Raw genomic sequence first — 15,563 nt, forward strand, 5'->3', positions numbered from 1 at the left:
ATGGCGGCCATTTAGCCACCATTGAAATTAAACATAACGAGAATGTTAAGATTAATCGCGATCTGCAATTGCAACCCAAGGCATAGATTCTGGGCCAGTGTAATCTGCAGATGGGCGAATAATGCGATTATTCTCGCGCTGCTCCATCACATGTGCTGTCCAACCAGAAACACGCGAACAAACGAAGATTGGTGTAAATAGCTTTGTTGGTATTCCCATAAAATTGTAGGCTGAAGCGTGAAAAAAATCAGCATTACAGAACAGTTTTTTCTCTCGCCACATCACAGCTTCACAACGTTCAGAAACGTCATAAAGGCGTGTATCACCATCAAGTTTCGCGAGTTTCTCAGACCACTTTTTAATGATTGCATTTCGGGGATCTAGTTCACGATAGACCGCGTGACCAAAGCCCATTATTTTATCTTTGCGCGCTAACATTCCCATAATGGCTTCTTCTGCTTCATCAGCAGATTGCCATTGTTCAATCATGTCCATAGCCGCTTCGTTCGCACCACCGTGCAATGGCCCTCTTAAAGAGCCTATTGCTGCTGTTACGCAACTATGTAAATCAGACAATGTTGATGCACAAACACGCGCGGTAAAGGTCGAAGCATTAAATTCATGCTCGGCATATAAAATCAATGATGCATGCATAACATCAACATGCATTGGCTCTGGTTTTTTATCGTGCAAAGTCCATAAGAATTGTTCAGCAATTGAATCTGCATCTGTCTCAACATTCACGCGGATGCCGTTATGGCTAAAGTTATACCAATAATTAATTAACCCAGGGAAAATTGCTAATAGGCGATCTATATGATCTCGTTGCTCTGCAAAACTGTTTTCAGTTTCAAGGTTGCCTAATATAGAACAACCGGTTCTCATAACGTCCATAGGGTGTGCTGTGGCAGGAAGCAGCTCTAATGCAGATTTAAGTGCATCAGGCAAAGAACGCATAGTCTTTAATCTTTTTTTGTAGTTAGTTAATTCTGTTTGATTAGGTAATTTTCCGTATAAAAGTAGATACGCAACTTCTTCAAATTGTGCGTTTTCAGCAAGGTCGTTAATATCATAACCACGGTAGGTTAACCCTGCGCCTGTTTTACCAACAGTACATAAAGCTGTTTCTCCAGCACTTTGTCCACGTAGCCCTGCGCCACTTAACTTTTTATCAACCATGTTCTTTCCTCACTTTTCTTAGGTGCTTTCGTACTTATTCTTTTGTTTTATTATTTGTTTTTGCCTTTCGCAAATAACGAATCAAGTTTCTTTTCGTATTCGTGATAACCAAGGTAATCATACAGTTCCATGCGAGTTTGCATGTTCTCTATTTCTGTTTTTTGATCGCCTTCAGCAAGCAAGGTTTTATATACAGATTCAGCCGCTTTATTCATTGCTCTAAATGCTGACAATGGATAAAGCACAATTTGGCATCCCCACTCACCCAGTTGCTTTTTATTCCAAAGCTCTGTTTGTCCAAATTCAGTAATATTGGCTAACACTGGCACATCTAACGCTTCAGTAAACGCACGATAATGTTCTTCTGTTTTTACCGCTTCAGCAAAAATACCGTCTGCACCTGCAGCAACATAAGCTTTCGCTCGTTCAAGTGCTTTTTCTAAACCTTCTTGAGCGAAAGCATCGGTTCTAGCCATTATAAAAAAGTCAGCATCTGTTCGTGCATCAACAGCTGCTTTAATGCGATCGACCATTTCCTCTGTAGAAACAATTTCTTTATTTGGACGATGACCACAACGTTTTTGCGCCACTTGGTCTTCTAAATGAACAGCGGCTGCCCCTGCCTTTTCCATATCTTTAATCGTTTTAGCGATGTTAAATGCACCACCCCAACCAGTATCAATATCCACTAACAGTGGTAAACTTGATGCTGAGGTAATACGCTGAACATCAACAATTACGTCATTCAGCGATGTCATACCCAGATCTGGTAAACCATAAGATGCATTTGCTACCCCACCACCTGATAAATAGATGGCTTGATGGCCTAACTGCTCCGCCATCATGGCGCAATAGGCATTGATTGTGCCGACTACCTGCAAAGGCTTATTTTTTGTAATGGCCTGACGAAACTTTGCGCCAGGTGATAAAAGTGTAGACATCGTGAGCTCCTCACTTGCTATATATGAATTATGTTATTTATTGCGCGTTATGCGCTAATTGTTTAATTTTTTGTTCGATATTTTTACGTGACGCACCAATGTGTCTGCGCATCAAAATTTCTGCTAACTCACCATCACCGTCGATTATGGCTTGTAATATATTGGCATGCTCATTAAACGCTTTTGTGGCTCTTGGACTGTTCATGCCAAATTGAATGCGATACATACGGACTAAGTGGTACAGTTGCCCACAAAGCAAATCAATAAGTTGTTGATTATGACTTGCTAAGATGACTTTATAATGAAAGTCGAGATCGCCTTCTTCTTGATAATACGCAATGCCATCTTTCAACGCTTTTGACTTAGCATGCATATCAAGCATAGCTTGCATGTCGACAATTTCCTGTTTTGTCATATTTTCAGCAGCAAGTCGACACGCCATACCTTCAAGTGCTTCCCTTACTTGGTAAATTTCTAATAATCCTTCAATAGTGCATTCAACAACACGCGCCCCCACATTAGGTTTTCGCACAATTAAGTGGCACTTTTCTAGGCGACTTAATGCTTCCCGAAGCGTTGCTCGACTGACATCAAAGCGTTTAGCCAGTTCAGGCTCGCTAATTTTACTACCTGCTGCTATTTCACCTTCAACAATGGCAAATTGTAATTGCTGAAATACTTTATCTGCAGTTGTGACTGCTTGGCGATGTGTTGGGTTATTATTCGGCATAAATTGTCGACAATTTAAAAGATATTGCAGCGATCATAACCGATAATAAAACTATTTCAAGGGTTCAATAAATATAATTGTCGACACTTAAGGTGTAAAATAAAAAATAAACGCTGTGATGCGACGCTAATCATGTTTTAAACATCATCACATATTGCGTTTGATTGCTTAAAAAATTAATTGATAAATTAAAGGGCTGATCAACAGGCCGCCGATAATATAACCTAGTGAGACACTCCATGAAGGATAACTACCTTGCATTTTCAAGCCAAAGAATGGGCGTAATAGCTCAATACGTTTGATCAGCTCAAAAAGTAGAAAACACATGGCTGTTGTAATAAATAGCAGTATCAATGATTCAACCGCTCCGCCTAACGATAACTGTGTTAAGTAATAGCCTACCACCAAAATAATAGACTGATGTAAAAGGTAAAATGGATAAACTGCGTCGTTGAAGTAAGCGAGTTTTTGTGTTTTTTTAGTTAAAAAACGATGGCTAAGCGCTAACACTAAAAATAAACCTACTATGCGTAACGCACTATAAATAAATAAACTAATCGCTTCAATTAAGTAAGGAAGCTCAATTCCTTTATACATATCAAGATAATAAAGGTTATAGACAATCAGAAAGCAAATACAAAGCACAATAAAACTAGCGCATAATGGCCTTATAGCCGTAAGCAGTTTTTGCCAAAATACCGTATGCCAACCGACCAGATAACCTAGCATTAAAAACAGAAAGCCTATGGGATAACGTGTCTCATCATTTCTCCATATTATTTGAACAGCAAAAACGCAGACAATTAAGCATAAAACCGTCCAAAATCCATGTTTACTCGCTAGCCATGATTTAAGCCCTTCGATAATGTTACTGTTTAAAGCGGGTAACAAAAATACCAGCGTTAATGAGTAATACCATAACGATCGTAAGTACCATAAATGGTTCACATCAATATGAGGCCATATACCTGCCTGATACTGTTCAAATAATGTTGATTGTGGATCATAAAACGCCTGCATAAATCGCCAAAAATCCATGACAATATCGCCATTTGCCGTCATTTCTATATATAATTGAGGAGGGACGACAATAAAGATCCCGAAGGCTAATGGTAATAACAGTCGTAAACTGCGTAGTGAAATAAAAGATAAAATCGTCACTTTTATTAGAATAAACCTGATAGCGACACCGGAAATAAACCAAATGGCTGGCATACGCCAGGGCTCAACCACTAAAAGCACACTTTCTAACCATTCATAGCGGTATTGGCTTTTTGCATGGAACCCCCAATTGAGTACATAAAACATACCTACATGATGAATAATTAATAAACTAAATAAAATGACTCTCAACCAGTCAAGATCATAACGTCTTTGTGGCATCTGTGAGTGATCTTGAGGTCGAAAGTTAACCTTTTTTATAACATCCTTTATTAATGGGTAACTCATAGTATTGATATTCCTTTGTGTTCAAATACTGTTATGATGAATGAGTTTATTAACGGAAACTGTGAAAAAGGCTTAATAAACAATAGTTAGGGATAAACGGTGGCGTTTAGGGATAAGGTTAATTACAAAAAAGGTAAAAATCGTTGTGGATACATTAATGCATTACCAGCGGAATAAAATGCGCTATGAAATGCTGTTTTTATTTTGTTATTTTTTCATTAATGCCACAGTACTAGCAACATCTGTACTGATGGAAGCCAAGCGTACCGGAGGCACTTTGCCTTTTAGTTTATGGGAGCCTTTTACATGGGAATATACTAGCGCTTTAAGCTCACTTCTATTGTTTCCATTAATCATCACTTTAATCAATAGAGTCCCTCTTAACGGGCAACAAATTAAGCGTACATTCGCTATCTATTTTAGCGCTGCAATTGTCTTTTCATTCTGTCATGTCTTATTGATGGTACTTATGCGAAAATTTATCTACGCAGTAAATTCTCGTCACTATGATTTTGGTAATATCAGTTTCGAAATGCTCTATGAGTTGAGAAAAGATATTTGGTCTTTTGTGTTTTTTGTGATCTTTATTCACGCTTACCGTTTTATACTCAGTAGATTACAGGGTGAAGCAAACCCTATTCAAGAAGGAGAGACACAAATTGAAAGCCAGCAACTTACTACCAACATTGATCGGCTATTAATTAAAAAACTTGGCAAAGAGTTTATTATAAAAATTGAACATGTAGAGTGGATGGAAGCTTCAGGAAACTATGTAAATTTACATATTGATGAGCGTGTGTACCCTATTCGTTCGACCTTAACGGCATTAATAGCAAAATTGGAAAACAAAGGGTTTTGCCGAATTCACCGTTCTCATGCGGTAAGGTTAGATGCAATCGAATCTATTACTCCGCTGAGTAGTGGCGATAGCGAAGTAAAAATGCAATCAGGCAAAAGGTTAAATTTATCTAGGCGCTACAAAGACGGATTAAAGTTAATGTTAAGCTAATCGGCCTTATTATCCGAAAAACCAGTAACACACTGCTATAGCTGCTGACATGCCAGCAACATCGGCGACTAAACCACAGCTAATGGCATGTCGTGTATAACGAATACCCACAGAGCCAAAATATACTGCCAATACATAAAAGGTTGTTTCAGTTGAGCCCTGCATGATTGAAGCTAATCGACCCGCAAAAGAGTCAGCGCCATGAGTATTCATGGTCTCTACCATCATAGCTCTAGCCCCAGAACCGCTTAACGGTTTCATAAAAGCAGTTGGCAAGGCATCGACAAAGCGCGTATCAAACCCAACATAAATCACCACTTGCCGAATAGCGTTGATGAGCACATCTAATGCACCACTTGCACGAAAAACCCCAATTGCAACTAGCATAGCAAGTAAATAAGGAATAATGTTAATACTGGTTTTAAAGCCTTCTTTTGCCCCTTCTATAAAACTTTGATACACATCAACCCGACGAAAATAAGCAGTGATAATGAAAACGATTAACAATGAAAAAATAACTACGTTGGCCATTAATGAAGATTGCTCGGCGACTAAATTCGCCGACAATGTAGCAAAATAAGTAACAATAGCTGCCAAACACGCAAACATTAACGCGAAATAACTAAAGACAACTAAATTAAATAATTTTAATCGTTGAACCATTGCAACCACAAGCAAGCCTGCGATAGTAGAAGCAAAGGTTGCTAACAAAATAGGAATAAACACATCAGTTGGTGAAGCAGCACCTTGTTGAGCACGGTAAACAAATACCGTTACAGGAAAAAGTGTAATAGAAGAGGTATTTAACACTAAAAACAATATTTGTGCGTTAGAGGCAATCTCTTTTTTAGGGTTTAATTGTTGAAGATCCTGCATTGCTTTTAACCCTAAAGGGGTCGCAGCATTGTCTAAGCCAAGGACGTTTGCCGATAAATTCATCGTCATTGATCCCATAGCAGCATGGCCTTTTGGTACTTCTGGCATCAAGCGGCAAAATAAGGGTGAAATAGCACGTGATATCGCTTGAATTAATCCGGCATTTTCAGCGATTTTCATGGCACCTAACCAAAAAGACAACACACCAATTAAACCGATTGCAATTTCTACTGTGACCGATGACATATTAAAAACGGCATCCATTACTTGCGCGAAAACAGCGGCATTATCGAGAAATAACCACTGATAACAAGCACTTGCAAAAGCAATAACAAAAAAGGAAATCCAAATATTATTTAGCACAGTATAAATCTACAATCAAAGTTGGTTGGTATCTTGACATAATAAAAGCATATTACCAATGGAGACCACATAAGCAACACATACACTTTCACACGCCTTAATAACTCTGTGCATAAGGTGTGACAATGCCGTTTATAACCTTAGGGTAACTTTCAATCACCAAGCGTATACATTGGATAATTATCATTGACTATCAATATCTTATAAATAAATAAAAAATTATCTAGCAATTCAACTTTTATGCACTACAATTACTTTTAACAGTTCAAATATTAAACAATGATGCTCGCTTACCTATTCATTGATTTGCGATAGAACTTGTTAATTAGCGCACGGCTCATTTCTTATTTTGAGCCATCCCCTGAGCCCGAAACTCCTCGTTTCGGGCTATTTTTTGGGGCTAATAAATCAATTAAAGTTTAAATAACCGACGGTAATTTTCAGAGGATAGCCTAGCAACATCTTCCACAGATTGGCCACGAATACTTGCTAAGTGCTTAGCTACTTCCACGACATAAGCGGGTTGATTTTGCTTCCCTCTATGAGGAACCGGCGCTAAATAAGGAGAGTCTGTTTCAATTAAAAAACGGTCATCTGGCACTAATTTAGCCACTTCCCTTAAAGCACTGGCATTTTTAAACGTCACGATACCTGAAAATGAAATATAAAAACCTAATTCAATCGCTTGCTCAGCCATGTCCCAAGTTTCAGTAAAGCAATGTAAAATACCACCAACATCACTTGCTTTTTCATCACGTAGAATTGTTAATGTATCTTGTTGAGCATCACGAGTATGAATAATAAGCGGTTTATCACATGCTCTAGCAACACGAACATGCTTACGAAACGAATCTAATTGTAGGTCTTTAGTTTCAGGTGCGTAATGATAATCTAACCCTGTTTCACCTATAGCAATAACACGGGGATGCGTCGCTAACTGGGCAAGGTTTTTTTCATCTATGGCATCTTCTTGGTTTAAAGGGTGTGCACCGCAAGATAATAATACATTATCAAAATGTGCAGTTTTCTCAGCCATTGCGGGGAAGTCTTTTAGCGTCACACAAACACACAATAAGTGGCTCACACCAGCAGAAGTTGCTGCTGCTACAACATTATCTAAATTATTATCAAACTCTGATAAATCAAGTCGATCTAAGTGACAGTGAGAATCAATATACAACGAATATTCCTTAATATTTACATGGTAAGTGTAGGATCAGATGAACTCAGCAAGCGTCCTATCGATTTTTCTATTTGGCTTCGAGTATTTTCAGGATCTTCAATAAAGCTGATCCCAATACCTGCCGGCGTGCCATTTTGAGCACCTACGGGTGTTATCCAACACACTTTACCGACAATAGTTGAAGGCTCTAATGAATCAGGCAAAAGTACCTGTAATTCTATATCTGTATCAAGCTCAAACGTTTCTGTAGTTCTCACAAATAAACCGCCTTTTTTTACAAACGGCATATATGATTGATATAAATCTCTTTCACTTACAAACTCAAGATAGAGCGGTTCCATATTCGTTCTCCTTGTTTTGCAAAATCATTTGTATATCGACCAGTAGTTTTTCTAAACCAAATTCACGATTAAACTGGCTTAATTTTGCACTTTTTTGATTAAATTGTTTGATGATATTATATATTTGCCAAAACTGCTGCTTTGTTAGGTCATTAGTAAATGATACGTTTGTTGGTTCAACATGCAACCATTGTGATTGCCCTCGAACTAAATCAGTTATTATTTTTTCTAGCCAACGAGCACTATTATCATTAGATTTTAAAAGTTCAAGCAATGCCATTCGACCATGAGTTGTCGTGATAAAATAATGAAACTTTTCACGTGTTTGATGAAACTGTGCCATTATTTTTGGATCAGTAATTTCAGGTAAATGTGACAAATTTACAAATGGGTCATCACTTTGGCCGCCTAATTCCTGTAATAAATCCTCACCGATAGGCGGTCGAATAGCAACGACACGGCATCGACTAATTAACGTCGGTAATAAACGTTGTTCATCATTTGCAATCAAGACAATAAAGCTATTTTTGGTTGGCTCTTCCAGTGTTTTTAGTAACGCGTTACCAGCCGATTCCGTAAGTCTATCAGCTTGATGCACAATTGCCACTTGATGTTGGCCAAACTGCGCGGTTTTTTCAAGAAATCGGCCTAATGCTCTTACCTGATCAACTCCAACATTATTGCCGGTTAACTCAACATGTAATAAGTCAGGGTGAGACGCTTGTTTGACTAAATGACAACCTTTACATTGTAGACAAGGCACAATGCCGTTTGTCTCATCTACGAATGAAACTTGGCACAATAATGCTTGTGCTAACCAATTCACTAATTCAAGTTTTCCTGAACCTGTAACGCCTGTAACCATTAAAGCATGCGGTAATGTTTGCTGTTTTATCTGCTGTAAAAGCAGTTGCTTATGTGACGATAACCAAGATGTAGTCATTACATTAACCTGTGATAAGCTGGAGAAACTTCTGCTTGTGAATTGCAAAAAACGAATAACAGCACAAACACTTGATAATTACACTATCGAATATGCTTGAATTTAACACCTTGATCTTACCATTAGTTATTTTAGTAAAACATAGCTAAAACGTTAAATAATACCACGAGCAACAAGCAATGAATTTAAACAGCGAATAGCATCGTCAGCAACCTGTTGTTTAGTATTAGCAGCATCAATGACGGTAAAAGTATCTGGATTCTCTCGTGCCTGCGCAAGGTAACCTTCTCGTGCTTTGATCAAGAAATCTAATTTTTCATCTTCCATCCTATCTAATTTATCACCGCGGCCATATACGCGCGATAAACCAATAACGGGATCAAGATCTAAAATAATATTCATATCAGGCTGGAAACCATTTTTTGCAATGTCATTAATGGTTTTTATCAAGGTTAAATCAATACCTCTCGCATAGTGTTGAAAACTAAACGTCGCGGCATCGAACCGATCGCAAATAACCACGGCACCGCGTTCTACTGCTGGAAGAATCTTTTCATTGACGTGTTGTGCTCTAGATGCTGCAAATAATAACAATTCGGTAATATCAAACATTTCTGCGTTATTCTTATCGAGTATTATTTCTCTAATTTTTTCGCTTATCGGTGTACCACCCGGTTCTCTCGTTAAAACAACCTCTAAGCCTTGATGAATAACATGCGCTTTTAACTTTTCGATAACCGTTGTTTTACCTGCCCCATTACTGCCATCGCATACAACCATTAACCCTTTTTGCATCTTTACTCTTAATAATGAATTCATTTTATTGATGGAATACATGATATACGTATCAAGAAAAATATTCAGCTAATGCTTTTTAATCCTTGCAGTTTGTTTGCAATATATTCTTTCTTTAATATCAATATTCGATTAATTAAAGGTCAAAAAAAGGCACAACATAAGTTGTGCCTTGTTCTTCATTCTATCATCACTGAATTTACTGTGGATTCACACCTGAAATATTTACTGGTGGTTGAGGTAAATTTTTATCCGCTACTTTTTGATAACTTGCTTCGGATACATTAACTCCCCAGGTTTTAAAATGAGTTGTTAAGTCATAGCCAGTAATATCGCTAAGCAATTCAAACGTCATGCTAAAACTAGCTTCATCACTTTGGCATACTGATGCTTGCTGCGTAGTATCCATCTCTCTAAAACGTCTATTTAATTGTCTAAACATATCCCAACCGATATCAGGTAGAGCATGTTTAATTTGCATTAAAAAGACTAATTTATCCCAGACATCTGCATCGTTTGTAAAAGAAAAGTTATCATTTAATTTATTAATCGCATTGGTATATCTATTTTCTATTTGAATTCTAGAAGGTTGATTGACGTTTTCTTGTACGTAAAGTGAAAATAAATTCACGGTTGATTCTGTGCCAAACGCGCTGCTCCATAAACAGAACTGCTGGTAGTTATGACCAGTTTCATGCCAGTTACCCCAACCATTATTTTGTGCGGTATCTAGTGAATATAAATTCCAGCCTGGGCTAGCCATAATGGGAAAACCTGCATGGGCAAAACCTGCGGTGATTTGAACATCAGAAACAAAACGCTCTTTTAATGTTGGCATTTTATGCACACCCGTAGCATCATCTTCAAAGCCAGCGAGATCGCGTACAAGGGTTACAGTTTGATCGAAGGTTTTTAATAACTTTTCTGGGTCATCAACTTTTTGCAATTCAGCTTTAGATAAATCAAGTACCGCATGCTCGCCTTCTAATACGCCCCAAGGCGCACTTTTATCGCGAATTGATAACCAATCACTAAAGCTATCTCGTCCAAGTTTGAAATAGGTAGTTTCGACCACATTAGACACACTAATTGTCACATCACTATCATCTGACATATTAGATGCGATCACTACTTGGCCGCCATACTGGCTACGTAATTGGTTCTTACCATTGTGTAATCTAATTTTTGTAGAAACACTAGGAAAACGTTTAACACTGTTGTCTGCAACCACATTGGCCGAATTTAACCCTAATGCATCCGTATGTACATTAATAATGGCGTATAACTCATCAACATTTTCTTCTGCTGTTACATCAATTTCAATAATTTCACCTGCAACAGCGTAAGTGCCGGTATTAATCCAATGCTGTCTATCCAATGTATCTGATGTGGTATCTTCATAGAAATATCGATTAAAAGTGACTTGCTTCGTAATACGTGGTTTATCAGCTGAAACGTTACCAGGAAATTCACTCACATCTCGCGGAAAAGGTAATGCTTCGTCGATCGGGGTTCTTCTGTTGATGATATCCATGGTTTGTTCCATGGTGTAGGCGCTTTTATTAGAGCGTGAAATAGGAAAGTTACTCACATAGCTTTCATCAATTGATTCAGCGGCCACAGAAGGTACAAACCATTGCTGGTTAATGCCGCCGTGAGTTGCATAAACAATAAGGCTTAGCTCACTCATATTAACATCAAAAGAATGTCCATCTTGTGAGAAAATATTATCTTCAAATACCCATTGTTGGTTAGCTGAATTTTGACACGTATTAAGTCCCAAAGCACTATCAATGGTGGTTACACATTTATCTGTTGATTCATTAATCAATAATTTATCTGCTAAATCATAACGCCATAACTGGCTAGGCTTAGTGTTTTGGCAATCTGTTAAGGTAACTTTATTGTCAGCCGTAGTATCGATACAAAGGTTAGGATCAGCTGCTGTTACAATAAATTGCTTTTCAAATGACAATGTTGATTGTTCAGGCTCTTCTGTGTTGTCTGGCACTTCAACAACATCTTCAGTAACTGTTTCTTGTTTTGATTCAGAGCTTCCCCCACTACCACAACCGATTAAAACCCCACCTACAACGCTTGTGCACATCATTAAAGCTAAGCTTATCTTATTTTTTGTTATTTTCATCTTTTATTCCCTTTCAAAAATACGTATTAATTACGAAACCCTGTGTATTTTGTAACAAAAGGAAAGACAAAGATCAACAACCGAAAGAATAAGAAACCTTCAGTAACCAGCAAAACAACTAAAGAAAATGAACTTTTTTATAGCAGTTTATGCCATTAAAGTAAGATAAAAAGAAACGTGAGATATGAGAAAACCGAAATATCTAGTGGCAACTTCTACTGCAAATAATACTTAATGTTACCAATGCGCACTATGATGAAATTCGCCTTTTAAATACTTTTAATATTGAAAGGCATTACTGATAGTTTAACGCTAATAAAAGCACATTAAGCATGTCGCTATTGATCGGCTAGATTACAATATTAAAAAAGTAAGTTATTGCCCTAATTGATATTTTGCGACGGCACGATTATGATCTTTTAAATTCGTTGAAAAGATATGCTTACCCTTTCCATCACTAACAAAATAATAATAATCCGTTTGGGCAGGTTGCAGTGCGGCTACAATCGCTGATTTACCTGGCATTGCAATTGGTGTTGGAGGTAAGCCGTTTATTCGATAGGTATTATATTGGGTTTTCTCTCTTAAATGTTTGCGAGTAATATTGCCTTTGTATCGATCAGCTAAGCCATAAATTACTGTAGGGTCAGTTTGCAAGCGCATGTTTTTTTGTAAACGATTAACGAACACCGATGCGATTATTTGATGTTCGGAATGTTGACCACTTTCTTTTTCTATAATTGAAGCCATGATTAACGCTTCATAAGAGTCAGCGTATGGTAGGTTTCCTTGCTTTTGTTGCCAAGCATTATTCAAGTGAATTTGCATTTGCTGATAAGCACGTTTTAATAAATCAATGTCTTTAGTTTTATGAGTAAACGCATAAGTTTCAGGAAAAAACAATCCCTCCGGATGAGTTGTATCAAGATTTAATGCAGAAGCAACTTGTTGATACAAAGAGTTGGTTTCTTGGTAATCGAGCGTTTTTGTAATATTGGGATGTTTAGCAATTTGTACTAGCCATTGCGCTAGTGTAGAGCCCTCAACAAATGTGATATTAAATTGATGTTCTTGTCCTTGGCTGACCATCAATAATATATCTTTCAAGCGTTGGTCATTACGTATTAAATAATTGCCTGCTTTTATCTGCGTGAATGAAGGATTAAGTTTGCCATAAACTTTTAACCAAAGAGTTTGATTAACTATCCCTAGCGTTGATAATTGGTAAGCAAAGCGATTGAAACTCATACCTCGCTCTATTTCTATCATGGTGTCTTGGTTAAGCGGGTTCAGACGCTCCATTTTATATTGTGTCATTCCTAACAAACCAGCAATACTCACCACACAGAGCAAAATCAACAGAAATATCGTGTTAATGAACTTACTCTTGATGAGATATTTTACGAATTGCATACTAACTTTCCAATAAAACGAGAAGCCACTGACAATGACAATGTATGCCCATTAAAGTTTTTAACTGGCACATACCCCATCACACTATTACAAATAATCATTGCATCAATATCTACCAGAGAATCTAACGGCTCTTTAATTAACTTTATCTCAGAAAGTTGTCTTATTGTTTGATTTCTCAATAACCCAGAAACGCCTGAACTACCAAGTTCAGGCGTAAAAACATCGTTATTTTTTATCCAAAACACATTTGCACAGCTTGTTTCTACTATATTATTTTGCACATCAGTTACGATTAAATCTTGCCACTGACTTTCATCAAGTTCCTTTCTGATCAGCACTTGTTCCAACCGGTTTAAATGTTTAATACCTGCTAAGTTGGGGTTTATACCTAATCGAGTCTTTGCAATGCCTATGCTAACGCCTGCCTGTTGCCAGTCGATATAATGTTTTGGAAATTCATGAACCATCACAATCACATTCGGCTTTGATACGCCAATTCGAGAATATCCCCTGCCGCCTGTTCCTGCAGTGATCATAACTTTTAATACCGCTAGAGGAAAAGCTGTTGATTGTTTAACAAGCTCAGCTTTTAATGCATGCCAGTCAATATCCGATAACGCAATGCGAGCGCAGCTTTCTTTTAGACGTTCAATATGCTCCATCAATAATAGGATTGTACCATCAACAATTTTTGCCGTAGTAAACACCCCATCACCGTATGCTAAACCTCGATCTGTGATAGAAATGTCTTCAGTACGAATACCATTAAGTGAACAATACAACATGAAATTTTTATGATCAGATATAAAAAAGCCCGAATAGACAGTATTCAGGCTTATGCATTGAGATTCAAGAAGTTTTCTAAATTCTTTTCAATACTAATGAACCATTAGTGCCGCCAAAGCCAAATGAATTACATAGTGCATATTCAAGTGATACGTCTCGTGCGGTATCTCGAATGTAATCAAGATCACAACCGTCATCAGGGTTCTCAAGATTAATTGTTGGTGCTACTTTTTGCTCAAATAGAGACTGAGCTGTAAAAATTGTTTCAACAGCACCAGCTGCACCTAATAAATGTCCGGTCATTGATTTAGTTGAACCAACCATTGTTTTGTAGGCATGTTCACCAAAAATTGCTTTTACAGCATTTATTTCAGCAATATCACCTGCCGGTGTAGAAGTACCATGAGCATTAATATAACCAATTTTTTCAGGTGTAACTCCTGCATCTCGCAAGGCATTAGTCATAGCTAAAGCCGCACCGGCACCATCAGCAGGTGGTGACGTCATATGATAAGCATCACCACTCATACCAAAACCAACAACTTCTGCATACATTGTAGCGCCACGAGCTTTAGCATGTTCGTATTCTTCAACAACCACCATGCCAGCACCATCGCTTAACACAAAGCCATCACGATCTTTATCCCAAGGGCGACTTGCACTTTGTGGATCATCATTACGGGTTGATAAAGCTCTTGCGGAACAAAAGCCACCGATACCAAGTTCAGTAGATGCTTTTTCAGTACCACCAGCTATCATTGCATCAGCATCGCCATGTGCGATCATACGCACAGCGTGGCCAATATTATGAACACCAGAAGTACAGGCGGTTACAATAGATATATTTGGCCCTTTCAAGCCTAAACGAATAGATAAGTTCCCTGCTGCCATATTTAAAATAGTAGAAGGACAGAAAAATGGTGAAAGCTTTCTTACACCACCTTGTAAATACTTGCTATGGTTTTCTTCGATAAGGCTTAATCCACCGATACCAGAACCAACAGCCACACCAATGCGGTGAGCGTTTTGTTCTGTAACGGTTAAGCCTGAGTGATCCATGGCTTGGATGCCAGCTGCAAGACCATATTGAATGAATATGTCCATTTTGCGGCTATCTTTTTTTGTAATACCATAATCTTCAGCATTAAAGCCCTTTACTAATCCGGCAAATTTAGTGGGAAAGCTGCTAGTATCAAAATGTTCGATGGTATCTATGCCACTTTTACCCGCAAGTAAATGTTGCCAAGTTGTTTGAGCATCATTACCAAGTGGGGAAAGCATACCAAAACCGGTTACTACAACACGACGCATGGGAAGAGTTGCCTCCGATAGAATTGAATCGTTGAAAGGTGAGCTGATTTTTTGAATACGTCAGCAGAACGTATCTAACAAAATTCAGGCGGTAA

The 15,563-nt window shown here is 37.9% G+C and carries 14 protein-coding genes; 1 reads left to right on the forward strand and 13 read right to left on the reverse strand.

Annotation, left to right across the window (positions count from 1 at the left end; translation table 11 throughout):
- Positions 1 to 51 precede the first annotated feature (51 nt).
- From prpC to QUE72_RS10055, 4 genes are all read right to left on the reverse strand, one after another.
- Positions 52 to 1,179 carry a bifunctional 2-methylcitrate synthase/citrate synthase gene (gene prpC, locus QUE72_RS10040; RefSeq protein WP_286268781.1) on the reverse strand — a complete coding sequence of 376 codons (1,128 nt, stop codon included), beginning with the start codon at positions 1,177 to 1,179 and terminating at the stop codon, positions 52 to 54.
- A 50-nt stretch (positions 1,180 to 1,229) separates the two neighbouring features.
- A complete protein-coding gene (gene prpB, locus QUE72_RS10045) occupies positions 1,230 to 2,120 on the reverse strand; it encodes a methylisocitrate lyase (RefSeq protein ID WP_286268783.1) in 891 nt (296 codons plus the stop codon).
- Between the two features lie 37 nt (positions 2,121 to 2,157).
- On the reverse strand, positions 2,158 to 2,850 hold the full coding sequence (locus QUE72_RS10050) for a GntR family transcriptional regulator (RefSeq protein WP_286268785.1): 693 nt from the start codon (positions 2,848 to 2,850) through the stop codon (positions 2,158 to 2,160).
- Between the two features lie 168 nt (positions 2,851 to 3,018).
- Positions 3,019 to 4,299: an acyltransferase family protein gene (locus tag QUE72_RS10055; protein WP_286268788.1), complete on the reverse strand. Its 1,281-nt coding sequence runs from the start codon at positions 4,297 to 4,299 to the stop codon at positions 3,019 to 3,021.
- A 157-nt stretch (positions 4,300 to 4,456) separates the two neighbouring features.
- On the opposite strand from QUE72_RS10055, the gene QUE72_RS10060 reads away from it, so the two are divergent.
- Positions 4,457 to 5,308: a LytR/AlgR family response regulator transcription factor gene (locus QUE72_RS10060; RefSeq protein WP_407704975.1), complete on the forward strand. Its 852-nt coding sequence runs from the start codon at positions 4,457 to 4,459 to the stop codon at positions 5,306 to 5,308.
- 9 nt (positions 5,309 to 5,317) lie between these two features.
- Here QUE72_RS10060 and QUE72_RS10065 read toward each other — a convergent pair whose 3' ends face one another.
- The 9 genes from QUE72_RS10065 to fabF all read right to left on the reverse strand — a co-directional run bounded on the left by QUE72_RS10065 (position 5,318) and on the right by fabF (position 15,468).
- Complete coding sequence (locus QUE72_RS10065) at positions 5,318 to 6,547, reverse strand: nucleoside recognition domain-containing protein (RefSeq protein WP_286268790.1); 1,230 nt, start codon at positions 6,545 to 6,547, stop codon at positions 5,318 to 5,320.
- A 412-nt stretch (positions 6,548 to 6,959) separates the two neighbouring features.
- On the reverse strand, positions 6,960 to 7,727 hold the full coding sequence (locus QUE72_RS10070) for a TatD family hydrolase (RefSeq protein ID WP_286268792.1): 768 nt from the start codon (positions 7,725 to 7,727) through the stop codon (positions 6,960 to 6,962).
- A 17-nt stretch (positions 7,728 to 7,744) separates the two neighbouring features.
- A complete protein-coding gene (locus QUE72_RS10075; RefSeq protein WP_286268795.1) occupies positions 7,745 to 8,071 on the reverse strand; it encodes a PilZ domain-containing protein in 327 nt (108 codons plus the stop codon).
- Positions 8,052 to 9,014, reverse strand: a complete 963-nt coding sequence (locus QUE72_RS10080; protein WP_286268797.1) for a DNA polymerase III subunit — start codon at positions 9,012 to 9,014, stop codon at positions 8,052 to 8,054. Before QUE72_RS10080 ends, QUE72_RS10075 begins: the two co-directional genes overlap by 20 nt.
- Positions 9,015 to 9,167: 153 nt before the next feature.
- Positions 9,168 to 9,809, reverse strand: coding sequence for a dTMP kinase (tmk, locus tag QUE72_RS10085; RefSeq protein WP_074499321.1), 642 nt, complete (start codon positions 9,807 to 9,809; stop codon positions 9,168 to 9,170).
- A gap of 199 nt (positions 9,810 to 10,008) precedes the next feature.
- The gene (locus QUE72_RS10090) at positions 10,009 to 11,955 is read right to left on the reverse strand and encodes a M60 family metallopeptidase (protein WP_286268799.1); all 1,947 of its coding nucleotides are present in this window, start codon (positions 11,953 to 11,955) and stop codon (positions 10,009 to 10,011) included.
- Positions 11,956 to 12,330: 375 nt separating this feature from the next.
- Positions 12,331 to 13,368 carry an endolytic transglycosylase MltG gene (gene mltG / locus QUE72_RS10095; RefSeq protein ID WP_286268800.1) on the reverse strand — a complete coding sequence of 346 codons (1,038 nt, stop codon included), beginning with the start codon at positions 13,366 to 13,368 and terminating at the stop codon, positions 12,331 to 12,333.
- Positions 13,356 to 14,156: an aminodeoxychorismate lyase gene (pabC, locus tag QUE72_RS10100; RefSeq protein ID WP_286268801.1), complete on the reverse strand. Its 801-nt coding sequence runs from the start codon at positions 14,154 to 14,156 to the stop codon at positions 13,356 to 13,358. The genes mltG and pabC overlap by 13 nt, the downstream gene beginning before the upstream one ends.
- A gap of 76 nt (positions 14,157 to 14,232) precedes the next feature.
- Complete coding sequence (gene fabF, locus QUE72_RS10105) at positions 14,233 to 15,468, reverse strand: beta-ketoacyl-ACP synthase II (protein WP_286268804.1); 1,236 nt, start codon at positions 15,466 to 15,468, stop codon at positions 14,233 to 14,235.
- Positions 15,469 to 15,563 lie beyond the last annotated feature (95 nt).

The sequence above is a fragment of the Thalassotalea hakodatensis genome, assembly GCF_030295995.1.
Classification (GTDB): Bacteria; Pseudomonadota; Gammaproteobacteria; order Enterobacterales; family Alteromonadaceae; genus Thalassotalea_C; species Thalassotalea_C hakodatensis.